A 26,249-nucleotide genomic window follows, 5' to 3' on the forward strand; every position below is an offset into this window, starting at 1 on the left:
TCCCTCAGGCGCGGCTCACATCATGGATCGGGCATGATAGTCCACCAAGAATCCGGATAGATTAGAGCAAGCCTGCCCTGTCAGTACTCATCATCAATCTGGCCTTGCAAAGTTCAGGCTGACCATAGATTTTTATGTCTGGCCCGCACCTGAGTATGGAAGTCTCGCGGCGTTCACCAGCCTGCGGAAAGAGAACCGGCTGGTGCGGGCAACAGAAAGCGGATAACAAAAAGGCGACCCTGGGGTCGCCTTTTTACTGGATGCGCGTCGGGATCAGGACTTGGTCTTGACCTGAGCGGCAGGTATCAGCCCCTGGTTTACTTCTTCCAGATCTTTCTGCTCCAGCGTGCCGGCGGCCTGCTTGAGGGAGAGGATGCTGAGGATGTAGTTGTAGCGGGCCTCGGAGAGTTTCTGCTTGGCCTGGTACAGCTTGCGGGTAGAGTCCAGCACGTCGACTATGGTGCGGGTACCGACTTCATAGCCCGCTTCGGTGGCCTTGAGGGCGCTGTCGGCGGAGATGACGGACTGGCCGTAGGCGCGTACCGAACCTATGCTGGCGTTCACGTTGTTATATGAGGAGCGCACCGTGCTCTGCACAGAGCGGAAGCTGCGCTCCAGCTGCTCGCTGGCCGCCACGTAATTGAACTGGGACTGCTTGACCTGGGAGGTGGTTGCGCCACCCGTGTAGAGCGGCAGCTTGAAGTTCAGGCCTATGTTGCCCTGATTGCTGTTGCTCTCGGGGTTGCGGATCTCGTCCTTGTAATCGCTATAGGTGCTGGAGAGACCGGCACCCAGATCCAGCGTCGGCTCGTGACCCGTTTTGGCCAGATCGATCTGTTCCTTGGCGATATCCTTGCCGATGCGGGCGCTGTGCAGTTGCAGGTTCTTGTCCAGTGCCAGCTCCAGCCATTTGTCGGAGTTGAACGGCGTCTTCTGCGGGCTGAAACGCTCAGTATTGAGTACGTCCAGCTGACGGTGGTCGATGCCGGTCAGCTCGCGCAGACTCTCGTAGCTGTTGTCCAGTGTGTTCTCGGCATTGATCTCGTCCGCCAGTGCCTGATCGCGCTCGGCCTCGGCCTCATGCACGTCCGTGATGGCGGTCAGGCCCACTTCGAAGCGCTGCTGGGTCTGTTCCAGCTGACGTTCTACGGCGGCCTTGTTGGCGCGGACGAATTCCAGTGTGTCCATTGCCTTGAGCACGTTGAAATAGGCCTGGGCGGTGCGCAGCATCAGATTCTGGATTTCGAGGTTGTAGGCCACGTCGGACTGGGTGGCGCTCTTCTCGGTCAGGTCCAGGTTGACCCAGTTGCTGCGACGATAGATAGATTGATCCAGCGAGAGGGAGCCAGTAGCGTTGCTGTTGGTCTGGGTATCACCCTTGTTTTGCAGGTAGTTCAGGCCGGCTCCCAGATTGATTTGCGGCAGCAGGGCAGCGCGGGATTCATTGATCTTCTCGAAGGCTTGGTCACGCTTGGCCTTGGATTCCTGCAGTTGGGTGTCCTTGATCTGGGCTTGTTGGTAAATGTCGAGCAGGTTCTCGGCGTGGGCGCCGGCGCTGACGCCCAGCAACACCATGGCTGACAAGAGTGTTCTTTTCATAGATCGTTTTAACCTTATGTATTAACCCAAAGCTGTCGCTGGATGAAGGAGGGGTATTGTCACTGAGCAAGCTTGATTTCAGCTTAATCACTCTACTATAAGCAAAATATTATGATAACTGTCTCTTTTCCAGCGACAGGAACGTCAAGCACGAGGGGGAGTTTTCTCCCCCTCGTGCCTAGCCAAATGCCCTGTGACTGCTAAAATCCATCCCTCATCTCAGTCGGGAACGAGTGAATGAATGTTCATTCATGTTCTCGGATTTTATGGTCAAACCGAGCCAAGTCAAGCTGGCGGGAGTCTCGTATGTCGCAGCAAGCCTTGCCCCAAACCCGTCACTATTCTGCTGATGATGTAAAAATTATCGAGAAATCATCGGGATATAACGGCTTCTTCAAAGTAAATGTCTATCGCCTGCAACACAGGTTATTTGCGGGGGGCTGGAATGAGCCCATAGTGCGCGAGCTGTTCGAGCGCGGCCATGCGGCCGCGCTGCTGCCCTATGATCCTGTGCGCGACCAGATAGTGCTGGTGGAGCAGTTTCGCATCGGCGCCATCGAGACCAGTTCCACCCCCTGGCTGCTGGAGCTGGTGGCCGGCATCATAGATGAAGGGGAGACTGCCGAGGTAGTGGTGCGCCGGGAAGCGGTGGAAGAGGCGGGGATTGAGGTGGGTCGCTGCGAGCATGCCATCAGTTATCTGGTGAGCCCGGGCGGCAGTACCGAGCGTATAGAGGTCTATGTGGGTGAGGTGGATGCCAGCAAGGCCGAAGGGATCCACGGTCTGGCGGAAGAGGGCGAAGATATCCGGGTTCACGTGGTGAGTCGTGAACAGGCCTATGCCTGGCTCAAAGAGGGGCGCATCGACAATGCGGCTTCCGTCATCGCACTGCAGTGGCTGGCCCTCAATCACGGTGAGCTGCGGGCTCGCTGGCTGGCGGGGCGCTGAGGTGGTGAGCGTCCAGCAGCAGGGCAAGCGCTATGTGCCTGATTTGATGTCCTTGCAGCGCACTTGCGAGGTGAATTACTCACGGGTGTTGATTGATGGAGCTGCGCTATGCCGTTAGTCCAGAGCCCGATGAAACGCTATGTACCTGACTTGATGTCCCTGCAGCGTACCTGCGAGGTGAACTATATGGCCTTGATGAAACTGCTGCCACCCGGTGGCACAGTCGGGGCCGAACGCCGCTATCAGGTGGGCAACGGGTTGCAGTTCCAGCTCATCGTCAGCGAGGAGAGCCGCTTTACCAGTCAGGTGATCCTGGCACAGCACAACCCGGAATTGCCGAGCTACTTGCAGGCTCGCATCGAGATTCGTTTGTATCATGACGTGCGGATGGCGGAAGTGTGTGCGGCGCAACAGATTTCGAGGTTGCAACCACGTTATGATTATCCTAATAAAAAAATGCACCAGCGGGATGAAAAGGAGCAGGTAAATCTGTTTCTGGCCGATTGGCTAAGATTTTGTCTCAGACATGGTACCAGCCTGATCAACATCCTCTAGTTGAACTTATACAAAGAAGCGTGATTTTGGAAACAGAGCTACCCCAGGCGCAGGACGGCAGTGTGCGCCTGTTACAAATTACCGACACCCATCTCTTCGCGAGTGCCGAGGGGAGGCTATTGGCTGTGCGCACCGCAGAGAGCCTGGCTGCCGTGCTGGAACAGGTGCAGGTCAATGAGCACCCGTTCGACCTGATCCTGGCGACTGGCGATCTGTCGCAGGATCACAGTCCGGAGTCCTACCAGCGCTTTGCCAGCATGATGGCTCCGCTGGCGCGCCCCATCTACTGGTTGCCCGGCAACCACGACGACGGCCCCCTGATGACCGAGTACCTGCATGCGGCAGGGATCAGCGAGGCCAAGCAACTGGTGGGCGAACACTGGCAAGTGATGCTGCTCGATACCCAGGTACGCGGCAAACCCCATGGCGTGCTGGGGGATCACCAACTGGCGGCGCTGGACAGCGCACTGCGTCAACATCCCGAGCGCCACGCTCTGATCGCCCTGCACCATCAGGCTGTGCCGGTCGGTTGCGCCTGGCTGGATCAGCACAATCTCAAGAATGCCGACGACTTGTTCGCCGTGCTGGCTCGTCATCCCCAGCAGAAAACCATCTTGTTTGGCCATGTCCATCAGGAGTTTGACGAGGTGCACCGCGGGGTGCGGCTGATTGCCAGCCCCTCCACCTGCATCCAGTTCAAACCGCTCAGCGATGGTTTCGCGCTGGATGAGTCCGGACCTGGCTGGCGCTATCTCACCCTGCATCCCGATGGCCGGGTGGCGAGCCAGGTGTGGCGCCTGCCAGTGGGGCAGTTTGTGCCAGACCCCGATGCCACCGGTTATTGAGGAGAGCATTGCATGAAGTCGGTTCTCCTCTATCTGCACGGTTTCAACTCTTCGCCTGGCTCTGCCAAGGCGCAGCAGATGGCTGCCTGGGTGGCCGAATACAGACCCGACATCGAGGTCATTATTCCGGCCCAGCCCAATACGCCTGCCGCTGCCTGGGCGGCCATCGAGCAAATCATCGAAGATGTCAGTGCCCGTCATGGTGCCCATTTCAAGCTCGGCGCCGTGGGCAGCTCGCTCGGCGGTTTTATGGCGACCCGGGTGGCCGAGCGCTATGGCTGCCGCGCGGCCCTGATCAATCCGGCGGTGCGCCCCCATGAGCTGCTCTGCGACTATCTGGGCCCCCAGACCAATCCTTATACCAACGAGTGCTTTGAGCTGCTGCCGGTACACATGGACGAACTGCGGGCGTTGGCGGTACCTGTGACGGCGCCTGAACGGCTCTGGATCCTGCAACAGCAGGAGGACGAGGTGCTCGACTATCGCAAGGCGCTGACCGAATATCAGTTCGCCCGTCTCTCGCTGGAGTGCGGCGGCAATCACGCCTTCACCGGGTTTGAACGCTACCCCGCCCAGATCATCCACTTCCTCGGGCTCTAGCGATGCAACCGCCGCTGGCCACCTTTCTGGAACAGGTGCTGGCCACGGCGCAGGCCGGCCTCACCTATTCCAAGGATCCCTTCGATATTGGCCGCTTTGAGGCGCTCAGAGCGGCCACGGTCGCCCTGATTGCCAGTCATAGCGACCTGAAACCGGACGCCATCGCCGAGTGGATCGACCGCGATCGCGGCTACCCCACTCCCAAACTGGATGTGCGAGCCCTTATCGTTGATAAGGCTGACCATATCCTGCTGGTGCAGGAGCGCAGCGACGGTTGCTGGACCCTGCCCGGCGGCTGGTGTGATGTCGGTGACTCGCCAGCCGATGCCGTGGTGCGCGAGGTAGTTGAAGAGACTGGCCTCGAATGTCGGCCCGTGCAGCTGCTGGCTTTGTTCGACAAGCTCAAGCACCCCCATCCGCCCCAGCTGCCCCACGCCCACAAGGCTTTCTTTTTGTGCGAGGTGATCGGTGGCCAGCTGCTCGGCGAAACCGATGAAACACAAGGTGCAGGTTACTTCCCCATCGACGACTTACCTGAACTCTCCTGTCATCGGGTGGTGGCGTCCCAACTGCGCACCCTGCATGCCCATCTGTTGCAAGGACGGCGCGATACCCTGTTCGACTGACTCGGTTGGAGGGCGCATCAGCTAGCAAGGAGGCTGGATGATCAAACACATTGGCAAGACCCGGATTGAGGAAAAGCACAGGGCCAGCTGTCACTGCGGGGCCGTGGTACTGGAACTTACCTTGCCGGATGGGGTGGTGGATCCGCGCCGCTGCGACTGCTCCCTCTGCCGGCGGCGCGGCGCCATCGTCGCCTCTGTACCGCTCTCGGGCATACGCATCCTGCAAGGGGAGGCCGAACTGCGCTGCTACCAGTTCAACACTCGTACCGCAAAGCACTACTTCTGCAGCGTCTGCGGCATTTATACCCATCACCAGCGTCGCTCCAATCCGGCCGAGTATGGTTACAACCTTGCCTGTCTGGAGGGGGTCAACCCGTTCGAGCTGGCTGAGGTGCCGCTGCGCGACGGGGTAAACCATCCAGCCGATCGAGGGAAATAGCCACAAGGGCGTCATCCGCAGATGTCATCATCAGGGTGGCAGCGTCTTTTGGTTTCCATGTCTCCTTCTCCAGGCTGACACAGGCACTCTCTGTGGCGTCAGGCGCATCTGATCCCGGCTCAGTATCTTGTCGGCCCCTGTCTGGATCACCCTTTCCCGCCGTCGGGTTTGTCCAAGGCCCTCCCAACGAGTAAGATTCTCCCCAAACGTCAATTCGCAAGGCCCTCCATGTCCACTCAATACAATGCGGATGCCATTGAGGTCCTCAATGGCCTCGAACCGGTGCGTCGTCGCCCCGGCATGTACACAGACACCACCCGGCCCAATCACCTCGGCCAGGAGGTCATCGACAACAGCGTCGATGAGGCGCTGGCGGGCCACGCCCGTACTCTGGAGGTGACCCTGTTTGAAGACCAGTCCCTCGAGGTGATCGATGACGGCCGCGGCATGCCGGTCGACATTCACCCGGAGGAGGGGGTATCCGGTGTGGAGCTGATCCTCTGCAAGCTGCACGCGGGCGGCAAGTTCTCCAACAAGAACTACCAGTTCTCCGGCGGTCTGCACGGGGTGGGCATTTCTGTGGTGAACGCCCTCTCCGATCGGGTCGAGGTGACGGTGCGTCGCGACGGCCAGGTCTATGACATCGCCTTCGAGCGCGGCGACAAGGTGCAGGAGCTGACCATTACCGGCACCTGCGGGCGCCGCAACACAGGTACCCGGGTGCGCTTCTGGCCGCAGGCGAGCTATTTCGACTCGCCCCGCTTCTCGGTCACCAAGCTGGAGCACCTGCTCAAAGCCAAGGCCGTGCTCTGCCCCGGTCTCACCATCAAGTTCCTCGACAAGAACACCGGCATCAAGCTGGAGTGGTGCTACGAAGATGGCCTCAAGGATTACCTGGTCGATGCGGTCAAGCAGTTCACCTGCCTGCCGGAGCAGCCCTTCGTCGGCGCCTTCAGCACAGAGCAGTCCGCGGTGGACTGGGCCCTGTGCTGGTTGCCGGAAGGGGGCGAGTGCCTCGCCGAATCCTATGTGAACCTGATCCCGACGCCGCAGGGCGGCACTCACGTCAACGGCCTGCGCCAGGGCCTGCTCGACGCCATGCGCGAGTTCTGCGAGTTCCGCAACCTGCTGCCGCGCGGGGTCAAGCTGACCCCGGAAGACATCTGGGATCGCTGTGCCTACATCCTCTCCATCAAGATGCAGGATCCTCAGTTTGCCGGCCAGACCAAGGAGCGGCTGTCGTCGCGCCAGAGCTCGGCCTTCGTGTCGGGGGTGGTGAAGGATGCCTTCAGCCTGTTCCTCAACAGCAACACCGAGCTGGCGGAGCAGATCGCCGAGATCTGCATCAGCAGCGCCCAGCGCCGGTTGCGCGCCGCCAAGACTGTGGTGCGCAAGAAGATAACGCAAGGCCCGGCCCTGCCCGGCAAGCTGACCGATTGCAACTGCGCCGACCCCATGCAGGGGGAACTCTTCCTGGTGGAGGGTGACTCCGCGGGCGGCAGTGCCAAGCAGGCGCGGGATCGCGAATTCCAAGCCATCATGCCCCTGCGCGGCAAGATACTGAACACCTGGGAGGTGGAGGCCGGTCAGGTGCTCGCCTCGCAAGAAGTGCACGACATCTCTGTGGCCATCGGCCTGGATCCGGACTCCGAAGACCTCTCCGGCCTGCGCTACGGCAAGGTGTGCATACTGGCGGATGCGGACTCGGACGGTCTGCACATAGCCACCCTGCTGTGCGCCCTGTTCGTGAGGCACTTCCGCACCCTGGTCAATCATGGTCACGTCTATGTGGCCATGCCGCCGCTCTACCGGATCGACATAGGCAAGGAGGTGTTCTACGCCCTCGATGAGGACGAGAAGAACGGCGTGCTGCAGCGGGTCGAGGCCGAGAAGAAGAAGGGCAAGGTGATGGTGACCCGATTCAAGGGGCTGGGCGAGATGAACCCGAAACAGCTGCGGGAAACCACCATGGATCCCAATACCCGCCGCCTGGTGCAGCTCACCATGGGCGAGATGGAGGAGGGGGACGAGACCCTGCAACTGATGGACATGTTGCTGGCCAAGAAGCGTGCCCCGGATCGCCGCGAGTGGCTGGAAGAGAAGGGCAACCTCGCCATCATCTAAGCCGTCGGTCACCTGCCGACCCGCATTTCAGGCGTGCCCTCTGAGGGCGCGCCATAGCAAGAGAAAAACATATGAGTGATGCTATCGAGCTCAGTTTGTTGGATGAAGTAGAGCGCCAACCAGCTCCCGAACCGAAAGAGATAATCACATGAGTGATGCTATCGAGCTCAGTCTGGACGGGGTAGAGCGCCAGCCGATGCGCGCCTTTACCGAACAGGCTTACTTGAACTACTCCATGTACGTCATCATGGATCGGGCCCTGCCCCATATCGGCGATGGCCTCAAACCCGTGCAGCGGCGCATCATCTACGCCATGAGCGAGCTGGGTCTGTCGGCCCTCTCCAAGCACAAGAAGTCCGCCCGTACCGTGGGTGACGTGCTGGGCAAGTACCACCCCCACGGCGACAGCGCCTGTTATGAAGCCATGGTGCTGATGGCCCAGCCCTTCTCCTACCGCTACCCGCTGGTGGATGGTCAGGGCAACTGGGGGGCGCCGGACGATCCCAAATCCTTCGCCGCCATGCGTTATACCGAGGCGCGGCTGTCGCGTTTCTCCGAGCTGCTGCTCTCCGAGCTCGGCCAGGGCACTGTGGAGTGGACGCCGAACTTCGACGGCACCATGAAAGAGCCGGTGGTGCTGCCCGCTCGCCTGCCCCACATACTGCTCAACGGCATCACTGGCATAGCCGTGGGCATGGCGACCGACATTCCGCCCCACAACGCGCGGGAAGTGGCCTACGCCTGCGCCGAGCTGCTCGACAACCCCAATGCCGGGCTGGATGCGCTGATGGCGCACATTCAGGGGCCGGACTACCCGACCAGCGCCGAGATCATCACGCCGCGTGATGACATCCGCAAAATCTACGAGACCGGCAAGGGCTCCATCAAGCAGCGGGCGGTGTGGAACGAGGAGGATGGCGACATCGTCATCACGGCGCTGCCCCATCAGGCCTCCGGCGCCAAGATCATGGAGCAGATCGCCGCCCAGATGGTGGCCAAGAAGCTGCCCATGGTCACCGATCTGCGGGACGAATCGGACCACGAGAACCCGACCCGTCTGGTGATCATCCCCCGTTCCAACCGGGTGGACATGGAGGCGCTGATGGCCCACCTGTTCGCCACCACGGATCTGGAGAAGAACTATCGCGTCAACCTCAACATTCTGGGGCTGGACAACCGGCCGCAGGTGAAGACCCTCAAGATGATCCTCTCCGAGTGGATCACCTTCCGCCGCGAGACGGTGCGCCGTCGCCTGCAGTATCGCCTCGACAAGGTGCTGGCTCGCCTGCACATCCTCGAAGGCTTGCTGGTGGCCTACCTCAACATCGACGAGGTGATCGAGATCATCCGCACCGAGGATGAGCCGGGCAAGGTGATGGTGGAGCGCTTCAATATAAGCGAGACCCAGGCCGAGGCTATCCTCGAGCTGAAACTGCGCCATCTGGCCAAGCTGGAAGAGTTCAAGCTGCGCGCCGAACAGGACGAACTGGCCATAGAGCGCGACAAGCTCGAACTGCTGCTGGGCTCGGAGCGCCGCCTCAACACATTGCTCAAGAAAGAGCTGCTGGCGGATGCCGAGAAGTACGGCGACGATCGCCGCACCCCGCTGGTGGAGCGCGCCAGCGCGGTAGCCTTGACCGAGAAAGAGCTGACCCCGAGCGAGCCGGTCACCGTCATCCTCTCGGGTGCAGGCTGGGTAAGGGCCGCCAAGGGCCATGACGTGGACGTGGCAGGCCTCTCCTACAAGGCGGGGGATGGCTATCTGGCCCACGCTTGCGGGCGCAGCAACCAGCAGGCTGTGTTCCTCTCCACCCTGGGACGCACCTATGCGCTGGAGGCTCACACGCTGCCATCGGCCCGCAGTCAGGGCGAGCCGCTCACCGGCCGCTTTGCGCTGGGGCCGGGAGAAGAGGTACGCCATCTGGTGATGGGCAACGAGGGGGAACCCTATCTCATCTGCTCCGACGCCGGTTACGGCTTCGTCTGCACCTATGACGATCTCATCGGCAAGAATAAGAACGGCAAGGCGCTGCTGACGGTGCCGGAAGGGGGCCTGGTGATGGCACCCCAGAAGATTGGCTCGCCCGAGACCGATCTCTGCATGGCCATCTCCAACGAGGGGCGCATGCTGCTGTTCCCGCTCAGCACATTGCCGGTGCTCGGCAAGGGCAAGGGCAACAAGCTGATCAGCATTCCATCGGCGCGGGTCAAGGCACGGGAAGAGTTTATGGTGATGGCCGCCATTATCCCGCAGGGGCAATATGTCACCCTGTTCGCCGGCAAGCGCAAGTTGACCCTCAAGCCCTCGGATCTTGACTATTACCGTGGCGAGCGCGGCCGCCGTGGCGCCAAGCTGCCCCGCGGTTTGCAGCGCGTCGATCGCATCGAGATTGAATCCGCTGCCGGCGCTGAGCCGGCCGCCGAGGAAAATCAGGAAGGGTAATGAAATGGGGGCGAATGAATCGCCCCCATTTACTTTAATAGGATATTATGAACAAATTATATACTTTATTATTTCATCACCTACTACTCGAACAGCCTACATAAATCATAATAACATGTTCGTGCACAAGTTATTTAATTGTTGGTCTCATTTAATGTCACTTTATTTTCATAGATACTGTTTTTAAATGAACCTGTAAACAATTAATGGTCCAGGTGGTTTTTGTATAAAGCTAATTTATAGAGAGCCGAATTATTTATAGTTCATCTTCACACATGGCCTTTAATATCGATGGATTGACAGAGTTAGCCACTGTTTTGTTTGATGATAAGTAGCCAATGATGTTGTTTTCTTTAATTACCATGGGAGGGTTTATTGACATGTTATTAAATGGAGAATACATTCCATATTTCCCACCAAAGCTTCCATATTCATTCCAGATTGAATCTGAAGCATATTTGCTGCCATAGTCACCATAATCATTGAAGATTGATTTTGCATTGAATTTGTTTTCTATGATACCCAGGAATGTGTTGCTACCATCTTGTGCTATTACATAAGCACCACGAGCAATGCTACATAAGTTTGATGATACTGCTAAGTTAGACCAGAGCAATAAAAAACATAGTGTGAAATATATTCTGAATTTATGATCTTTCATATCACCGCCATTTTTCACTATAGGCAGTAATTTTCATAAATAGTGTGTGGCACCATGTTTCTATACTTATTAAAAATACGAAATACAAATTTCAAACGATGTCTGATTATGCTCATCTATGACATCAGAACATTGACTTGCATCATGACAGCGTCTGCAATCAGCTGATTACGTTGCGCTAATCAATTCTAACCATCAATACTTAGATGCTTAACAATAGCTTCTGTCGTGATGATTTGCTTCCCTATCTTCATCCCTTCTCCTGTGAGGGGAGAAGGGGCTGTGACCTTAGCTAGTGAGGGTTATGGTGGCTATATGCTGGATATTGCTATTCAGATGACAGCCATATGGGGAAGATTACAGGCGCCTGAAATAACAGCAGAGTATGGAGTGACTACCACGGCTGGAGGTTGGCACGGGCTGATCCCCTCTCCCTTTGGGAGAGGGCTAGGGTGAGGGGAGCTGGCTGACCGGGTGTAGCAACCAGGCGGCATTACACCGCTGAATCTTCAGTTATTGAAATTCCACGCGATCGGCAGTTCGACGTCGAAGATAAGTGCATCCCCGTCGAGGCGAAAGGCCAGGCTGGTCTGGTGCTGGTCGTATTCGTTGATAATCAGGCAGCTCTCGGCGAAGTTGGACTCGTAGTTGATATGGGCCACTCCTTCACGGCCGTCAGCGAGTTCGATGCTGAGCACCCGCAGCGGGTTCTCCTGACTGAGGTTGACCCGGGTGTCCCCCACGTCCACCAGCCGTTCCAGCAGAGGGAAGAAATCTTGTCTGTGGGTCGTTATGGCCTGGGTGATGGCCTGCTCCAGCTCAGCCTGGGTGGCGAAGGGGCCGCCGAGTGGGTAGCGGGTCTGGATCCTTTCCTGAGTCATTGCGTTTCCTCCTGAACTGAGATGTGGCAACAGTTTGGCCGCTGCAGTGACCTGTAACCCGGAATCTGCGACCAGCGTGTTTTATCGCAAATTGTCGATGGCGCATTACGCAATAGGGGAGTCCTTGTCCTGATAGATGAAGTAATCCGTAAAATCGAAACCATGCCGATGTTTATAAAATATCAGGCGGGGATACGGCCGTTCTTCACCAGCGCCCGGCGGATGTTCTTGCACATCTTGCCAAAACGGTAGAGCTCGTCGAAGGTGGGCGGGATGCCGCGATTGATCTGATATTGCCAGTAGCTGAGATCCGTATCCACCAGCTCCATCAGCTTCTTGGGGCAGTCGATACAGGTGTTGTCCGGCCCGCATTTGAAGGTGTCAGGTTGATAGAGCGGGAATTCTTGCTTCACGGCATCGATGATCTGCTGCATCGCTGTGATGCGGTCGGGTTTTCTGCTCACGGCTCGTTCCCCTGCTGCTGGTATGGGGGGCATTATATTCCTGACATTTTGTAGGCCAATGACGCTAACGAGGTAGTTCCAGTGGGGCTTCGATAGGAATGCCTGACTTTTCCCCACCCCATCTTAGCCCCACCATCTGCGAGGCCGTCATCGGCTTGATAATCCCTTCCTTGCACCGAGAGATATTTTTTCAGGAGTGTTTCAGTGCATCATGGAGGCCCCATATGAAGCAATTCTGCCGATTTGGACAAGCTGAACCTGCTGGAGATCTGATGATGAAATATGTCCCGCTTTTGTTTTGCTGCTGGGCCTTGTATGCGAAGGCTGAGTCGCCCGAACCGTTACAGGAGGGAACCTTAGCCAATCAGCAGCTGATTCAGGATGCCATGGTCGGTGTGGCGGGCTGGGTAGCAACCAAAGGCTGCGATGCACCGGAGCGCTTTGTGCCGGTGGTGTTGCAGCTATCCAAGGGGGAGCCCGGCAGCCGCTACTGGCAGGAGCGCTGGACAGTGATGGGGTGTGGCAAAGAATATCCCGTGACCATCGACTTTCGTGAAACTGGTATGGAAAGTGCCATGTGGAGCATTGTGTACTGAGACAACCAGACACCATCTTTTTGAATGAGCCCCTCAAAGGAAAACAGAAGAGCCTATTGTTGGCCACGGTCAGAAATCACAGTATCTGCCGTGATCTCTGATGGATGGCCAGATTTCTAATGGTATTTAAAGTGGGCCTTTATTGTGGCAAGGCAAAGCTCACTTTATCTTGCGATATGCTGCCCAATTTTCTTCAATACAAATTGTTTCCACATAGGGAGCAAGATGGTCATTGATAGCGTCTTGAACGCCATACCAATCCGTGTCATCCATGATAATCACTCCACCAACTTTCACTTTTGGCAAATAAAGATGGATGTCACTGGTCACGCAGGAATAGTCGTGGTTGCCATCAATATGGATAAAATCGACGCTTTGAGCTGTGAAATTCTCGTAGACATCTTTTGAGCAAGCCCGAATGACTTGTGCATACTGTTCAAGCCCATTGCTGTTGATGATGTCGACCAGCCCATCATGGATTTCATCCAAGGTGTGCTGCCCTGGGATGATTTTCTTCAGAGCCTCCAATACGTGTTCATCCGGTAATTCATTCCAGATCAGTTCGTAGTTGTATGGATCGATGGCGGTAACACGGCCATTAATTTTCATCGCACCTTCAACGATGTACATTAGGCTTGCACCGCGCCAGACACCTATCTCGATACAATTCTTAAGCCCTTCAACTTGGATAAGGGACATCATCACCAGACCCTTTTTATGACCACAACGGCCACCGCCATCCAGTTTGTCTTGCGGGATTAGACTGATAAGATTTTCCAGCATTTCACCATTCCCTTGTCTCGTCTCCGGATTGGCCCGGCGATGCGGCAGTGTACGCTATTCCTCTGGTCATGCACATGAAGGGGGACTATTTGAGTTTTTTCTGTGAGTGAGTAGTGTTGTTTTCAGTAATAAAAACAAGACTGTATTGCAATGTGGGCGTTGCTGGGGCCCACAACGCCTAGCAAGCCGGGCGTTGTGGGGATGGGTCCTCACCATCATCCCAGGGATCCTGGGAGACAGACGGGCTTGAGCTTAGAAGTCGTGGTAGAGCGGCCAGCCGAGCAGAGGGTGCTTAAGACCGGCGCGCATCTCGACGTTGTCGAGCTTCTCCGGCGAGGCGTTCTCCTGTTGCAGCTGCTGGTACTGGCGCACAAAGCCCAGGGTATGCAGCAGGTTGGCGACAAACCCCTTGCTGAGCTCCTGACGCAGACCGGCGATCAGCTCGCTCGGCAGCTCCGCCAGCAGCAGTTCCAGCTGGGCGGCCAGATAGTCGGTGTCGTACCAGGCTTCCTGCAGCACTATGTCTCGTGCCAGACGGCGTTTGAGATCCTGCTTCACCTTCAAGGGGGCCGCGCCGCTGCCCTGACCGCAGAGGATGCGATAGAGCAGGGCCTCGGCCAGCTTGTCTTCCATGGTGGGGTGGTCGTTCTCGCAGGCGAAGAAGTGCTGATCGATCAGGCTCATCAGGCGGGCCTTGTTGTGCTCCACCAGCGCCTTCTCGTACTCCTGCCAGCCTTGCCACTCTTCCACGTCCGGCGGGCTGGAGATCTTGTCCAAGAGCCGCGCATCCACGTCGCCATAGAGGCTGTTGCCACCGGGCTGCTTGGCGCTGACCGAGATCAGCATGGACCAGCCCTTCTGGAACGGCTTGATGGGCCCCTCCGGCGCCTGCAGCAGGGCAAGTGCCTTGGCGGTATCCCGTTGCGACAGCTCCAGCAGCCCCAGGCTGACCACGCCGATGACGTCATGAGCGGCCTGTTCCAGCAGGTGCATCTTGTACTTGTTGTAGTACTTGTCGGCGAACTTCAGGCTCATCAGCACCGCCTTGCCCTTGATCTGGCCAAGCTGTTGATCGCTCAAGTGTTCGCTCTCGCGGCCAAAGCGCAGGACCTGGGTGAGAAAGGGGCCCTGATTGACATCGCGTATGGCTAGTTGCATGACGGGGCTCCTCAATCCAGGAAGCTGAACATGTCGTCGACTTCGGCGTACTCGTCGGAGGCGTCGTTCTTCTCTTTGGCCTGCATCACCAGCTCGCTGGCGAACTTGCTGATGATCCCCTCCCAGCTGGAGTGCTCATTGCGCAGCAGTGCCTTGATGGCTTTCTCCACCTCGGGGGTCAGCTCGCGGATCAGCATCAAGAGGCTGCGCGGGTCATCCAGCGGGTAGTCGTGGGCATTTTCGCTCTGCTGGCGGTCGCTGTAGGAGAGTGCCTCTTCCAGATCTTCCTCTTCGGCGTGCAGCGTGTCGTGGAAGCCCTCGTCATCGTCGAAGCGCTCACCGCGATAGAACTCGATGAAGGGGATGGCGAGGTAGAAGAGACCGGCCGGATCCTCGGCGATGCACTCCAGGATCTCCGCTTGCTTGGCGTCGCTGTCCTGGGTGCGGATCAGGTAGTTGAGGAAGTCGAAGGTGTGCTGCTGCAGCTCTTCGGCGTTGTTCTTGATCGCCTCTTCCCAGTAGAGGGGCTGCTGGCAGACGATGTCGCGGATCCGCTCCGGGGTCATCAGCTCGGAGATGATGGACGGGAACGACATGTCATGCTGGCCGTTGATCTGGGTCAGGGTGACGATATCAATCTGTTCAATGACTTCGGCCAACTGGTCGTCGGACATTGTCTTGGCGATCAGTTCGAACTTTTCGCTGGCCTGTTTCGGCTCTATCACGGCCAGCTCTTTGATCTCGATGGCGGTAATTTCTATCAGACTGTGCATGCTTTGCCTCAAGTTAGAAACGTACTTCGTCGTACATGTCTTGATCGCCGTCGTCGTCACCATCACCGTTGTAGTCGGCGTCAGCGTTTTCCCCGTCTTCATCTTCGTCGTCACGCAGCTCGTAGTCGTCATCGGCACGGCGGCCACCGCGCGGCAGCGGGTTGTCGAGCTGGAACAGCACGGCGCAGGCTTCGATCAGCTGATCTTCGCTCTGGGCCCGTACCGCTTTTACCAGCGGCAGGTCGGCATTGTTGAACGCCACCGACACCTTGAACTCGTCCCATGAGGGTTGTACGCCGCTGCCGAGCCACTTGATCCACTCGGGCTTGGCCTTGGCCGGGAACTGCACCCGGCCATAGAGGGCCAGCGGCAGGTACTCGGGCATGAACTCCAGCATGCTCATGTCGGCCAGCAGCAGTGTCTTCATCTTGCCGGTGAACTGCTCAAGTGCCTTGGGCTGGTCCTGATCCCGGTAGGATTCGATGTTCTCGCTGGCATCACTCATCAGCGCTTTGATCCGCGCCTGGTCCCATTTTTTCTGCATAGCGCCTCAGGGGTAGAATTGGTCCCACATCTCCTGCATGGCAGAAGCGGGATCGGTCACGATGACGTTGTTGAAATCCTTGATGAAAGCGGCCCGCTGTTTCGGGTCTGACAGCACTTCATAGGCCTGCTTTACCTGGTGCAGCTTGATGGCTGCCAGCTCTCGCTCTTCTTCGCTCGCCCCCAACAGCTTGTCTGGGTGGTACTGGTTCGACAGCCGTCGATAGGCTTTTTTGATGTCGTTTTCGCTGGCATTGGACTTGACGCCCAGTACCCGAAAGTAGTTGTTCATGGCAGATCCTGCATCACTGGCATCTTGGAATTCACAATGCGGGCGCCTGATGGTTGAGCTTGAGAAACCAGGCACGGCAAAAACCCGTCATTTTAACGGAAACAGGCCAGCTCCGCTATGAATAGGAGGCGATATGGCAAGCAAGTTGCTAATGCGAGAAAAGCTCCAATCGCTGCCATTTTGGCAAGAAGAGGGTGGGGCATGTGTGATGGCGGTTGAAAAAACGCCCGGCAGGCCGGGCGTTGTCACAGAGGTTACTGAAGGCTGGCCCAGGCCAGGCGCAGCTTCAGCCCCAGACCCGAACTCCAGCCTGTGGTGGTACTCACCACCTTGCCGTCCTTGACGATGAGGAAGCTGGGGGTGACGCTCACCTGCCAGCGGGCGGCAAGGTCCCCTCGCTCATCGTTATGGGTCGGGAAAGTCAGCCCCTTTTTGCCCATCCCCTTGCTCAATTGCTGCGTGTTGCCTGAGCGCAGTGCCACCGTCAGCACGTTTTCACCGTTCTGCCAGAGCTGCTCCACCGTCGGTGTGGTGAAGCGGCAGACGGCGCACCAGCTGGCCCAGTAGTAGACCAGCAGCGGCTTGTCCCGGCTCATGGCCTGCAGGTCGGCGGTGGTGCCATCTTGCAGGGTGAGGGTGGGCAGAGGGCTGCCTTCTGGCAGCGCCGGGCTGCGCCAGAAGTCCAGCGCCATCGAAATGACCACGCCAAACAGCAGCAGCCAGAGTGCCTCTTTGCCCCAGCGTCGCAGGCGATGGGGGAGGGATGGTTTGGCTTCCATGGTTACCCCTTCCTGGCCAGTTCGGCTTTCACGATTTGCTCAAGCTCTTCGTAGGGGATGGCGCCCGACACCAGCTGGTTGCCGATCAATGTGGCCGGTGTCCCTTGCACTCCCAGCAGCGTGCCGATGCGAAGGCTGTTGCGCAGCTCCTCGGTGGCCCTGGCTTCGGGTTTGAGTGCAGTGTTGCCGGTGGCCGCCAGCGCCTTGTTGATATCCGCCTCGGTCAGCATGCCCTGCTTGCTCATCAGCTTGTCGTGCAGGGCGAGGAAGCGGGCGGGATCCTGCTGCCACAGGGTCAGGCTGTATTGGGCCGCCTTGGCAGAGGTCTGCCCCTTGAACGGCAACAGCTTGATCACCAGCCCGACATCATTTGGGTAGGCCTTCAGCAGCCTGGCCAGATGGGGATCGAACTGTTTGCAGAAGGGGCAGTTGTAGTCGGTGAACGACACCAGGGTCAGCTTGGGGTTTTTGGCGCCCAGGCGCGGGCTGGTAGCGCTGTTGAACAGCACATCCTGGTTGCCCTTGATGAAGTTGCCAAGCTGGCTGGCCTGATCCGCCGCGTTCTGTTTCTCCCAAGCATCGGCCACCTCATCGAGGATCTTGGGGTTGGCCACCAGAGTCTCGCGGATCAGCTCCTTGATGCGGGACTCCTGCTCCGGGGTGAAGGGGGCTGCGTGCAGGGCCGGGGTCAGCAGGGTGCCCAGCAGGGTCAGGGTGAGCAGGGTCGATTTCATTTGGTGTCTCCTTGAGAGGGGGCTATGGCTGCTTGCTTCAGGGTGCCAAGCAGAGTCGGTCGGTCCAGCAGGGGGGAAAGGATCTCGCCACCCTGCAGGCCCGGCCCATAAATCTGGTTGAAGGGAATGGCCACGCTGACGCGCTGGCGCAAGAAATCAGCGATGCTGGCGGAGGGACGGCTCCAGTCCCCGCGCAGGGCCACCACATCGGGGGCGCTCAGCGCTTTTTGCACATCATCTCGCAGCAGCACGTTGAATTTGTTGGCTTTACAGGTAATGCACCAGTCGGCGGTGACATCGACAAAAACCCGCTTGTTCTGCGCCAGAGCATCCGCAATCGCTTGCTCAGAGAGCGGCTGCCAGTTGACGGTATCTCGCTGGGGTTTTCCTTCCATCGTAAAGGCGCCGCCCAGCAGCAGGGCTCCACCCAGTAGACAGGTGAGGGCCAGTCCCAGGGTCACACCCCGAATACCGTGACGCCACACCACGGCTAGCAGCAGGGCAGCCAGCATCAGCGCCATCAGGATCAGCATCCAGAACTGACCGATATGGTTGCCGAGCAGGCTGAGCAGCCAGAGGCTGGAGCCCAGCATCATCAGACCGAGCAGAATGCGCAGGCGGCCCATCCAGCGGCCCGGCTTCGGCAGCCAGAGTGCGAGACGGGGGAAGGCGGCGATCAGCAGCCAGGGCAGGCTCATGCCAAGGCCAAGCGCGGTGAAGATGAGCCAGAGTTGACCCAGCGGTGCTCCGAGCGCAAAGGCGACTGCGGTGCCGAGGAAGGGCGCCGAGCAGGGGGTGGCCAGCAGGGTAGCGAAGCACCCCTGCAGAAAGTGACCGCCCAGGCTGTTGCCACCCGTGGTGGCGAGACGGGTATTGAGGTTGCTTGGCAGCCTTAGCTCGAACAGCCCCAGCAGGTTGGCACAGAACAGCGCCGTCACCACCACCATAAAGCCGATAAACCAGACGCTCTGGAACTGGATGCCCCAGCCGACGGCCCCCTGGCTGGCGCGCAACAGTGTGCTCATGAGTGCCAGCGCCCAGAAAGAGACCAGGATGCCGGCACTGGCCGCCAGGAATTGCAGGCGAACCGGACGGCGCTCGCGGGTTTCCAGTTGCAACACCGATCCCAGCTTGAGCGCCAGCACCGGCAGCACGCAGGGCATCAGATTGAGGATAAGGCCACCCAGCAGGGCGGCGCCCAGCAACCAGACAAGGGCGTGAGCGCTCTGGGGCAGGGTCAGCGGGTCACCTATGTGGAACTCGCTCTGCCAGGCCTGTTCACCGTTGGCCAGTACAAAACCGAGTTGCTGGCTACGGATGTCGGGCGCATCGCCCTGCCAGCCATCGCTGACCGGAATGCGGGCGATCAGGGTGTTGCCTTGCACCTCCAGCTCGGGTTTGCCAAATTCGGCGCCCTCCAGCTTCTGGAGGAAAATCTGGGGATCCTGCCAGCCTTGCGGGTTGTCGGCGGTCAGCTGCAGCTGGTTTTGCTGATAACCCGCTTTGAGGATGACGGTATCCGGCAGGGTTTGTGGCAGCTTGCTCATCGCCTGGGCGTAGGCAAAGTCGAACCCTTCCGGCGTGGTGCCATCGAGCGCAAGGGTAAAAGGGTAGTCGGTCAGAATGCAGACATTGCTGCAAGTCGAAAGGCGCAGGGTGCCAGTCAGCGCATCGCTGCTGCTGTGAGCAAGCGTGATGGGGAGGCTGACGGTCTTCTGATAGCCCTGGGTCGAGATACCACTGACGTCAAATCGCTCCGGCACGGGCCAGTGCCACTGCTGGGTGGCTTGAGGGGCATCCCAGAAGATTTCAGGGGCAATGCCACCTTCCCCCGGGTTCTGCCAATAGGTCTTCCAGCCGGACTCGAGCTCCAGGCTGAGCAGCACGCGAGTTTGGGCGGGATCTCGGGTATCCGCTTGCAGCCGCACTTTGGCGTGATCGTTCTGGGGGCTGGCAAGCCAGCCGGTATCGCTGGCCAATCCCATGGATTGCCACAGCAGGCCGCCCATCAACAGGGCGGTCTTGATGATGTTTGACATTTTTTTGTCTCTTGAAAATGAAAGTTAGGGTGGTGTAAACCGCGGCTAACTCATTCTCGCCAGACACAGAGAGTAAGATGAAGTCGCCGTTCAGGCGGAGATATGTTTCTGGGTGGGGGCAAGGCGGGGGCGCGGCGCGACAGCGGCGCCAGCAGGGCAATCACGAAGGCGATGGCAAAGAAGATCTGTTCGACGCAGAGCAGGGTGGCGGCACTGAGCCACTTGCCGTTGAGCTGGCAACTGCTCGGCTGCGGTGTTGCGGTTTGGGCATCGTCGGCTTCGGCGCCGGAAGATGGGACAGGCAGTATCTGGCAACTCAGGGCCTGATCGAGCTGAGCCAGCCGTGCCAGCGGCTGGGCCGCACAGTTGAGCACCAGAATGCAGACCAGCAGCAGGAGTCTTGTCGCCACGCGTTGTCGCAAAATCATGCTCGCCCTACCCTGTTGAATGGTGCATATCCTATCGATCAATAATGGCAGGGGCAAGTCAGCAGGATTCGATACGACCATATGTGCGATGCAGGGTGGTCAGATCTATTTGGCGAACACTTGTTCGCTAAAAGGGGGATCAGTATACTGCGCCGAGTTAAAATTCGAGGTGTTCGATGCTCAAACTTGCCCGTGTGCTGCTGCTAACCCTGCTGCTCGTCTTCTGGTTCGTGTTCGGTCTGTTGCTCTGTCTGGTGCGTCCACGTCATCCCAACAACGTCTTTGTATTCGCCCGCATGTACCATGCGGTTTGCCCGCTGCTCGGGCTCAAGGTCAAGGTAACCATACCGGACGAGATCAAGTCGCTCGGCCCGGCGGTTTACGTCTGCAACCACCAGAGCAACTTCGACATCTTCACCGTGACCGGTGCCGTCATGCCGGGCGTGGTGGCGGTAGGCAAGAAGAGTCTGCTGTGGCTGCCCTTCTTCGGTCTTATCTTCTGGCTCTCAGGCAACGTGCTCATCGACCGCTCCAACCGCTCTCGTGCCATCGGCACCATAGGCCAGGTGGTGGATCGCATCAAGCATCACGGTACCTCCATCTGGATGTTCCCTGAAGGCACTCGTTCCAAGGGCCGTGGCCTGTTGCCGTTCAAGGCAGGCGCCTTCCACACCGCCGTGCAGGCCGAGGTGCCCGTGGTGCCCATCGTCTGCTCCAGCTACTTCGGTCAGGTTGACCTGAACCGCTGGGACAATGGTGAAGTGCTGGTCGAGGTGATGACTCCGCTGTGCAGCAAGGAGCACGGCGCCGCCGGCATTCGTGATCTGTCCGATACCTGCCGTGTAGCGATGGAAAGCAAGCTGGTCGAACTGGACAGCAAGCTGGGTCGTCATCAGGCCGTCTGAATCTGAACGGAAGAGGACATAGAGGGAGCCGCTGGCTCCCTTTTTTGTTGGTTAAAATCACCACTTTATTGGTTATTTTTACCAATCTTCTCGCCTTGAATCTCAGTATGAAATCCATATCTATATGTAAAACAACAATAAATTATTTTGGCATGGCTCTTGTAATGCTATGGGAAGAGATAGCCATCCCAATGAACAAGGAGCCAGACCATGAGCGTATTCAGCCGCCTGACCGACGTGATCAATGCCAACCTGCACAGCCTGCTCGACAAGAGTGAAGAGCCGGAGAAGATGCTGCGGTTGATGATCGAAGAGATGGAGCAGGTGCAGGTCGAGATGAGAACCCAGGCCGCCCGCGTCATCGCCGAGCAGAAACAGCTGGAGCGTCACCAGCAGGCGTTGCAACACCAGATCCTGGAGTGGTCGGCCAAGGCCGAGCTCGCCATCCAGAAGGGACGTGAGGATCTGGCCCGTGCCGCTCTCACAGAGAAGCTGGCTGAGGTCAAAAAATGCGAGCAACTGGAGCAGGACAAGGCCCGTGTGGCCGAGGTGCTGGCCCAGCTCACCGCCGACAGCGAGCGACTGGCGGCCAAGCTGAGCGAGGCCCGCGAGAAGCAAAAGATGCTGACCCTGCGGGAGCAGACCGCCCACAGTCGCATCCGTGCCCGTGCTCAGGTCGACAATCAGCGCATGCATGAGCTGATGGCCCGCTTTGACGGTTTTCAGGGGCGGGTCGATCAGCTGGAAGCCCAGCTGGAGGCGGCAACCCTGGGGCAGAATCCCTCGCTGGAGGCCCAGTTCCGCGAGCTGGAACTCAATGACGAGATTGAACGCGAGCTGGCCCGTCTGAAGGGTCAGAAGGTGGAGGCATAATCATGACGCCCTGGCCGAAAGACCGTGCCCATCGCAAGTTGACCGGGGTCTGCGCCGGCATTGCCAGCCGGCTGGGGCTCTCCAGGGTGACGGTACGGATAGTGGCGCTGATCGCCCTGATCCTGATGCCGCCGCTGACCCTGGCCGCCTATCTGCTGGCGGTGCTGATCATGCCGCCCCGTCGTGAATTGAAGCGTTGGCTGGACTGACCCCGGGGTCATTCAGCCAGCAAGAGAAGCCTGTGAGGAGCAGAACATGCTGGAATTTATCGTCTTGATGCTGGTGTTGGTCGCCATGGCGCTGACGGGGTTCACCGTGCTGGCCATGTTGGTGGTGAGCGGTGTCTTCGTGCTGTTCGGCGCCCTGGCCGGCATGTTTGCTCTCATCATCAAGCTGGCGCCCTGGTTGCTGGTGCTGCTGGTGGTGTGCTGGTTCATCAGCAACAGGCGCAAGCAATCCAATACCTACCGTTAACCCTCCCTGTTATCGGATCCTTCCTTGGCCACTGCTTGCAGTGGCCTTTTTTTGTGGTGCTTCCAGGGGCGGCGTGACGACCGTCAGCCAGGGCTGACTCCAGTCGGCCCAGCCATCCGGCTCTTGCACCAGGCGCTCCTTGAAGGCTTTGCTCTGCTGCTTGAGGCGATACTCGAGCCGCAGCGCGGCACCCTTGTCACCAACTGTCTGCTGCCACACCAGCACCAATGGCCCCTTGCCGCGCAGGGCGCGTGAGCCTTTGCCGCTCTGGTGCTGGCGAAGTCGCCTGATCGGGTCTGTGCTGATCCCCGTATAGAGCAGGCCGGCCGCAGTGCGAACCAGATAGATGGACCACTGGCTGGGGGCGGGAGGGGGAGTCGGTTTGGCATCCATCACGGGTTTTCTCATTCGATCTGTCTGTGCCAAACTCAAAGCAGCGCAAGGAGGTGCGATGCGAGTCTGGTGTTGGTTGTGGTGTCTGTTGTCGATGTCGGCTCATGGAGAGACGCTGCGTCTCTACGATTATCATCAGCATCCCCCTTTCGTGACGGGGGAGACGACCGGGCTGAGCCGGGATCTGGTCAAGTATCTCAACGAAAAGCTTGGCGGAGAACCCAGACTTGAGCTCTGGCTGGTGAATCGCGCCAGATTGGCGCTTGAGATGTCGGATCCTGGCTTTGACGGCCTGGTGAGCTGGGTCAATCCTGCCTGGGTCGGGGATCCCCAGCGCGAGCACTATCTGTGGACCTTTTCCATGATGCGCGACACCAACGAGCTTATCTCCAGCCTGGCCAAACCCGTCACCTATCGTGGCCCGGATTCACTCAAGGGTCTGATCTTCGGTGGCATAGAGGGCTACCGCTATCAGGGCATCGATGATGCTGTGGCCCGGGGCGATCTGGTGCGCCACGATGCCAAGAAGGTCAGAACCAATTTCAGCCTGCTGATACGCGGCCGCATTGATGTGACGCTGGTGCCGGGCTCGGCACTCGCTTTTTTCACCCATGATGCCTATGAGGGCAAGCTGTTCGTCTCGCCCTTTGCCCAATCCAGCTATACCCGCCACCTCTTGTTGCCCAAATCCCGCCACGAGTTGCATACCAGGCTGAACGACATTGCCGAGCAGATGGGTAGGGATCCCAAGTGGCTTGCCATTCTGGAATCCTATCGCAGCAGACCCTGAGCATCATTGCTGCCGCCGCGCCTGAGGCGGTGCAGCGGCAGCAGGCTCACCAGCAGGCCCGCCCAGACAAAGGCAAACCCGACCGATTTGACCGGATCCGCCGTCTCGCCAAACCAGAGGATGGCGAGCAGGAAGGCGAGGCTGGGTTCTATGTATTGCAGCAGGCCAACCGTGCTCATGCGGGTGCGCATCATGCCGTAACAGAACAGCCCCACCGGCAGCAGAGTGGCGGGAGCGCTGCCCATCAGCAGCAGTCGGTCGGCCCAGTCACCGGCCATGAACTGGCTCACGCCGTTGAGCGTCAGAGCGCCGATGATCAGCAGGGCGACCGGCAGCTGGACCAGGGCTTCGAGGTAGAGGCTGACACCGGCGTCGTAGTGCACTTTCTTTTTGAGCAGACCATAGAAGGCGAAGTTGGCCCCCATGATGAGGGAGAACCAGGGCAGCTGACCGTAGGAGAAGAGCATGTAGGCGAGTCCGGCCAGTGCCAGGGCGACTGCCAGGTGCTTTTGCACTGTGAGCTTCTCTTTGAGGAAGATGACGGCGAACACGATATTGAACAGCGGCGTCATGAAGAAGGCGAGGCTGGTGGCCAGCACCTGACCCGTGGTCAGACACCAGGTGAACATGCACCAGCTGATGGACATGACAGGGCCCGCCAGCAGTATGAGGCCCAGCTGGCGGGGTTCACTGCGAAGCCGTGCCCAGGGCACCTGATAGCCGAGGAGAGCAAAGAGCGCAGCCAGCAGAACGACAGACCAGAGCACACGGTGGGAAAGCAGCTCCCACATGTTGACCTCGGGCATGAACTGGTAATAGAGGGGCAGCATGCCCCACAGCGCGAATGAGAGGGCCGCGCTGCCGGTGCCCATCCAGTTTTTCATCGTTTTTCGTTTATTAAATTAAACATTTGTGGCCGCATGATAAGTATCTGTTGAATCTTTCACAAGCAGGATCAGGGGGAAAACTCTGTTACCATCGGGCCCATGAACCGACTCGATACGCTGTTTGAACAGATCCGGGCCTGCCGGTTGTGCGAGGCTCATTTGCCGCTGGGCCCACGCCCTGTGATCCGCGGGAAAGAGCCTGCTCGTCTGCTGATCATCGGTCAGGCTCCCGGCACCCGAGTGCATGCCAGTGGCATCCCCTGGGATGACCCCTCTGGCGATCGGCTGCGTCACTGGCTCGGCGTGGATAAAACGACCTTCTACGACGAGTCCCGCATCGCCATCATGCCGATGGGGCTCTGCTACCCCGGCAAGGGCAAGTCGGGGGATCTGCCCCCTCGTCCTGAATGTGCGCCCACCTGGCACGACAAGGTATTGATGCTGCTGCCCAATATCGAGCTGACCCTGCTCATCGGCCAGTATTCCCAACAGTACTATCTGGGCAAGGCTGGCAAAGGTTCGCTGACCGAGACGGTAAGACAATGGGCCGACTATGGTCCCGCCTGGCTGCCTTTGCCGCACCCGTCTCCCCGCAATACCTTCTGGCTCAGGAAGAACCCCTGGTTCGAGCAGGATGTGCTCCCCCATTTGCAGCAAAGGGTCGCCCCCTTGCTGCTTTGATTCAGGCCGCCGGTTCTGCAAGGGGTTTTGGCTTGCTGCGGGCCATGGCAAGCAGCGGGATTATGATGCACAAGCATCCCAGCAGCAGCGGCAGACCCGGCTGCTCGTCAAACAGCCAGACCCCGATGGCAACCGCCATCAAGAGGCCGGTATATTCCGCCGAGGCGATCTTGCTCGCCTCCGCCTTGCGATAGGCCACCACGCACAAGCCGGCATAGACCATGATCAGCGCCGATGAGCCGAAGGCGGGCCACCACATCTGCCACTGCCAGTCGCCCCCTTCCCATAGCGCCAGCGCCAGTATGAAAGGCATGCTCAGCACGTTGGTGAAGAACAGTGTCTGGGCGATGGGCTGCTTGAGCGGGATCCGCTTGATCAGCAAGTTGTTGAGCGCCATGGAGAGCGCCACCCCGAGTGCCGCCAGCGCGGCCCAGTTCACCTCGGTCGGCCGCAGCACGATCAGCACTCCGATAAAACCGATGAGTGCGGTCAGCACCTTCTGGCGCGAGATGGCTTCCCCCGCCATCCACACTGCCAGCGGTACCATCATCAGAGGCGCCGCATAGAAGAGGGCATTGGCGGTGGCGAGCGGCAAGCGGGTGAGGGCGATAACCATCAGGCAGACGCCAACCGCCCAGATATGGGCCCGCAGCAGATGCCACTTGATGGCGACCGGCGGATTGCGACGCCATGACCAGAGCAGCCAGGGAGTCAGCAAGAGGGCGGCGGAGAGCTGGCGAAAGAAGACAAACTGGAACACGGGCTGGCTCGGCTCCAGCACCTTGACCAGCGCATCGGAAAAGACCGCCACCATATTGCCCAGCACCAGATAGAGGATCCCGATCCCGACTGCATTCATACCACCTCCCATGTCAGATGAGGGCAGGGTAGCGCGGGGTCAGTTATCCAGTAAAATGATAAAAAATCACCATCCAT

Annotated in this window: 31 protein-coding genes; 15 read left to right on the forward strand and 16 right to left on the reverse strand. The window is 58.7% G+C overall.

Annotation, left to right across the window (positions count from 1 at the left end; genetic code table 11):
• Positions 1 to 273: 273 nt before the first annotated feature.
• Positions 274 to 1,599 (reverse strand): outer membrane channel protein TolC, encoded by a 1,326-nt coding sequence (gene tolC / locus OKC28_RS00395; protein ID WP_059169798.1) that lies wholly within the window; start codon positions 1,597 to 1,599, stop codon positions 274 to 276.
• 306 nt (positions 1,600 to 1,905) lie between these two features.
• On the opposite strand from tolC, the gene nudF reads away from it, so the two are divergent.
• From nudF to parC, 8 genes are all read left to right on the forward strand, one after another.
• Positions 1,906 to 2,547: an ADP-ribose diphosphatase gene (gene nudF, locus OKC28_RS00400; RefSeq protein WP_059169797.1), complete on the forward strand. Its 642-nt coding sequence runs from the start codon at positions 1,906 to 1,908 to the stop codon at positions 2,545 to 2,547.
• Positions 2,548 to 2,655: 108 nt separating this feature from the next.
• On the forward strand, positions 2,656 to 3,102 hold the full coding sequence (locus tag OKC28_RS00405; RefSeq protein ID WP_021141263.1) for a DUF1249 domain-containing protein: 447 nt from the start codon (positions 2,656 to 2,658) through the stop codon (positions 3,100 to 3,102).
• 26 nt (positions 3,103 to 3,128) lie between these two features.
• Positions 3,129 to 3,947 carry a 3',5'-cyclic-AMP phosphodiesterase gene (gene cpdA / locus OKC28_RS00410; protein WP_011898312.1) on the forward strand — a complete coding sequence of 273 codons (819 nt, stop codon included), beginning with the start codon at positions 3,129 to 3,131 and terminating at the stop codon, positions 3,945 to 3,947.
• A 12-nt stretch (positions 3,948 to 3,959) separates the two neighbouring features.
• Positions 3,960 to 4,547 carry a YqiA/YcfP family alpha/beta fold hydrolase gene (locus OKC28_RS00415; protein WP_131731591.1) on the forward strand — a complete coding sequence of 196 codons (588 nt, stop codon included), beginning with the start codon at positions 3,960 to 3,962 and terminating at the stop codon, positions 4,545 to 4,547.
• Positions 4,548 to 4,549: 2 nt separating this feature from the next.
• A complete protein-coding gene (locus OKC28_RS00420) occupies positions 4,550 to 5,173 on the forward strand; it encodes an NUDIX hydrolase (RefSeq protein ID WP_265430506.1) in 624 nt (207 codons plus the stop codon).
• 37 nt (positions 5,174 to 5,210) lie between these two features.
• A complete protein-coding gene (locus OKC28_RS00425; RefSeq protein ID WP_059111813.1) occupies positions 5,211 to 5,612 on the forward strand; it encodes a GFA family protein in 402 nt (133 codons plus the stop codon).
• Positions 5,613 to 5,840: 228 nt separating this feature from the next.
• The gene (gene parE, locus OKC28_RS00430; RefSeq protein ID WP_043554448.1) at positions 5,841 to 7,736 is read left to right on the forward strand and encodes a DNA topoisomerase IV subunit B; all 1,896 of its coding nucleotides are present in this window, start codon (positions 5,841 to 5,843) and stop codon (positions 7,734 to 7,736) included.
• Between the two features lie 148 nt (positions 7,737 to 7,884).
• On the forward strand, positions 7,885 to 10,179 hold the full coding sequence (gene parC, locus OKC28_RS00435) for a DNA topoisomerase IV subunit A (RefSeq protein ID WP_270686596.1): 2,295 nt from the start codon (positions 7,885 to 7,887) through the stop codon (positions 10,177 to 10,179).
• A 256-nt stretch (positions 10,180 to 10,435) separates the two neighbouring features.
• Here parC and OKC28_RS00440 read toward each other — a convergent pair whose 3' ends face one another.
• From OKC28_RS00440 to OKC28_RS00450, 3 genes are all read right to left on the reverse strand, one after another.
• Positions 10,436 to 10,840, reverse strand: coding sequence for a hypothetical protein (locus OKC28_RS00440; protein ID WP_270686598.1), 405 nt, complete (start codon positions 10,838 to 10,840; stop codon positions 10,436 to 10,438).
• A 509-nt stretch (positions 10,841 to 11,349) separates the two neighbouring features.
• Positions 11,350 to 11,721, reverse strand: coding sequence for a hypothetical protein (locus tag OKC28_RS00445; protein WP_004099020.1), 372 nt, complete (start codon positions 11,719 to 11,721; stop codon positions 11,350 to 11,352).
• A gap of 182 nt (positions 11,722 to 11,903) precedes the next feature.
• On the reverse strand, positions 11,904 to 12,155 hold the full coding sequence (locus OKC28_RS00450) for a hypothetical protein (RefSeq protein ID WP_270686927.1): 252 nt from the start codon (positions 12,153 to 12,155) through the stop codon (positions 11,904 to 11,906).
• A 302-nt stretch (positions 12,156 to 12,457) separates the two neighbouring features.
• Here OKC28_RS00450 and OKC28_RS00455 point away from each other — a divergent pair, with 302 nt between their 5' ends.
• A complete protein-coding gene (locus OKC28_RS00455) occupies positions 12,458 to 12,781 on the forward strand; it encodes a hypothetical protein (RefSeq protein ID WP_270686929.1) in 324 nt (107 codons plus the stop codon).
• 159 nt (positions 12,782 to 12,940) lie between these two features.
• Here the strand turns inward: OKC28_RS00455 and OKC28_RS00460 are convergent, their stop codons facing one another.
• The 9 genes from OKC28_RS00460 to OKC28_RS00500 form a co-directional block, all read right to left on the reverse strand.
• Entirely contained in the window at positions 12,941 to 13,564 is a 624-nt protein-coding gene (locus OKC28_RS00460; RefSeq protein WP_270686600.1) for a class I SAM-dependent methyltransferase, read from the reverse strand.
• A gap of 252 nt (positions 13,565 to 13,816) precedes the next feature.
• Complete coding sequence (atcC, locus tag OKC28_RS00465) at positions 13,817 to 14,722, reverse strand: cold adaptation protein AtcC (protein WP_270686602.1); 906 nt, start codon at positions 14,720 to 14,722, stop codon at positions 13,817 to 13,819.
• Between the two features lie 11 nt (positions 14,723 to 14,733).
• Positions 14,734 to 15,495, reverse strand: coding sequence for a cold adaptation protein AtcB (gene atcB / locus OKC28_RS00470; RefSeq protein WP_270686604.1), 762 nt, complete (start codon positions 15,493 to 15,495; stop codon positions 14,734 to 14,736).
• 13 nt (positions 15,496 to 15,508) lie between these two features.
• Positions 15,509 to 16,039, reverse strand: coding sequence for a cold adaptation protein AtcA (gene atcA, locus OKC28_RS00475; protein ID WP_103472164.1), 531 nt, complete (start codon positions 16,037 to 16,039; stop codon positions 15,509 to 15,511).
• Between the two features lie 6 nt (positions 16,040 to 16,045).
• Positions 16,046 to 16,330, reverse strand: a complete 285-nt coding sequence (atcJ, locus tag OKC28_RS00480; protein ID WP_005313867.1) for a cold adaptation protein ActJcold adaptation protein ActJ — start codon at positions 16,328 to 16,330, stop codon at positions 16,046 to 16,048.
• 254 nt (positions 16,331 to 16,584) lie between these two features.
• Positions 16,585 to 17,109, reverse strand: a complete 525-nt coding sequence (locus OKC28_RS00485; RefSeq protein WP_270686609.1) for a protein disulfide oxidoreductase — start codon at positions 17,107 to 17,109, stop codon at positions 16,585 to 16,587.
• A 2-nt stretch (positions 17,110 to 17,111) separates the two neighbouring features.
• Complete coding sequence (locus OKC28_RS00490) at positions 17,112 to 17,843, reverse strand: DsbA family protein (RefSeq protein WP_059168846.1); 732 nt, start codon at positions 17,841 to 17,843, stop codon at positions 17,112 to 17,114.
• Positions 17,840 to 19,882 carry a protein-disulfide reductase DsbD family protein gene (locus OKC28_RS00495; protein WP_270686612.1) on the reverse strand — a complete coding sequence of 681 codons (2,043 nt, stop codon included), beginning with the start codon at positions 19,880 to 19,882 and terminating at the stop codon, positions 17,840 to 17,842. The genes OKC28_RS00490 and OKC28_RS00495 overlap by 4 nt, the downstream gene beginning before the upstream one ends.
• 50 nt (positions 19,883 to 19,932) lie before the next feature.
• Positions 19,933 to 20,310, reverse strand: a complete 378-nt coding sequence (locus tag OKC28_RS00500) for a hypothetical protein (RefSeq protein ID WP_270686614.1) — start codon at positions 20,308 to 20,310, stop codon at positions 19,933 to 19,935.
• A gap of 176 nt (positions 20,311 to 20,486) precedes the next feature.
• Between OKC28_RS00500 and OKC28_RS00505 the strand changes: the two genes are divergently transcribed.
• From OKC28_RS00505 to pspG, 4 genes are all read left to right on the forward strand, one after another.
• Positions 20,487 to 21,215 (forward strand): 1-acylglycerol-3-phosphate O-acyltransferase, encoded by a 729-nt coding sequence (locus tag OKC28_RS00505; protein WP_270686616.1) that lies wholly within the window; start codon positions 20,487 to 20,489, stop codon positions 21,213 to 21,215.
• A gap of 210 nt (positions 21,216 to 21,425) precedes the next feature.
• Positions 21,426 to 22,088, forward strand: coding sequence for a phage shock protein PspA (pspA, locus tag OKC28_RS00510; RefSeq protein WP_021139707.1), 663 nt, complete (start codon positions 21,426 to 21,428; stop codon positions 22,086 to 22,088).
• A 2-nt stretch (positions 22,089 to 22,090) separates the two neighbouring features.
• On the forward strand, positions 22,091 to 22,297 hold the full coding sequence (locus tag OKC28_RS00515; protein WP_270686618.1) for a PspC domain-containing protein: 207 nt from the start codon (positions 22,091 to 22,093) through the stop codon (positions 22,295 to 22,297).
• A gap of 46 nt (positions 22,298 to 22,343) precedes the next feature.
• Positions 22,344 to 22,562, forward strand: coding sequence for an envelope stress response protein PspG (gene pspG / locus OKC28_RS00520; RefSeq protein ID WP_005313840.1), 219 nt, complete (start codon positions 22,344 to 22,346; stop codon positions 22,560 to 22,562).
• Between the two features lie 9 nt (positions 22,563 to 22,571).
• Here pspG and OKC28_RS00525 read toward each other — a convergent pair whose 3' ends face one another.
• The gene (locus tag OKC28_RS00525) at positions 22,572 to 22,970 is read right to left on the reverse strand and encodes a GIY-YIG nuclease family protein (RefSeq protein ID WP_442865730.1); all 399 of its coding nucleotides are present in this window, start codon (positions 22,968 to 22,970) and stop codon (positions 22,572 to 22,574) included.
• Positions 22,971 to 23,013: 43 nt separating this feature from the next.
• Between OKC28_RS00525 and OKC28_RS00530 the strand changes: the two genes are divergently transcribed.
• Positions 23,014 to 23,745 carry a substrate-binding periplasmic protein gene (locus tag OKC28_RS00530; protein ID WP_270686621.1) on the forward strand — a complete coding sequence of 244 codons (732 nt, stop codon included), beginning with the start codon at positions 23,014 to 23,016 and terminating at the stop codon, positions 23,743 to 23,745.
• On the opposite strand, the gene rarD is transcribed toward OKC28_RS00530, so the two are convergent.
• Positions 23,727 to 24,629, reverse strand: a complete 903-nt coding sequence (gene rarD, locus OKC28_RS00535; protein WP_125596989.1) for an EamA family transporter RarD — start codon at positions 24,627 to 24,629, stop codon at positions 23,727 to 23,729. The genes OKC28_RS00530 and rarD overlap by 19 nt on opposite strands.
• Positions 24,630 to 24,731: 102 nt before the next feature.
• On the opposite strand from rarD, the gene OKC28_RS00540 reads away from it, so the two are divergent.
• Entirely contained in the window at positions 24,732 to 25,313 is a 582-nt protein-coding gene (locus OKC28_RS00540; protein ID WP_270686624.1) for a uracil-DNA glycosylase family protein, read from the forward strand.
• Position 25,314: 1 nt separating this feature from the next.
• On the opposite strand, the gene OKC28_RS00545 is transcribed toward OKC28_RS00540, so the two are convergent.
• Positions 25,315 to 26,172, reverse strand: a complete 858-nt coding sequence (locus OKC28_RS00545; protein ID WP_005313828.1) for a DMT family transporter — start codon at positions 26,170 to 26,172, stop codon at positions 25,315 to 25,317.
• Positions 26,173 to 26,249 lie beyond the last annotated feature (77 nt).

The organism is Aeromonas sp. D3 (genome assembly GCF_027705025.1).
Classification (GTDB): Bacteria; Pseudomonadota; Gammaproteobacteria; order Enterobacterales; family Aeromonadaceae; genus Aeromonas; species Aeromonas salmonicida.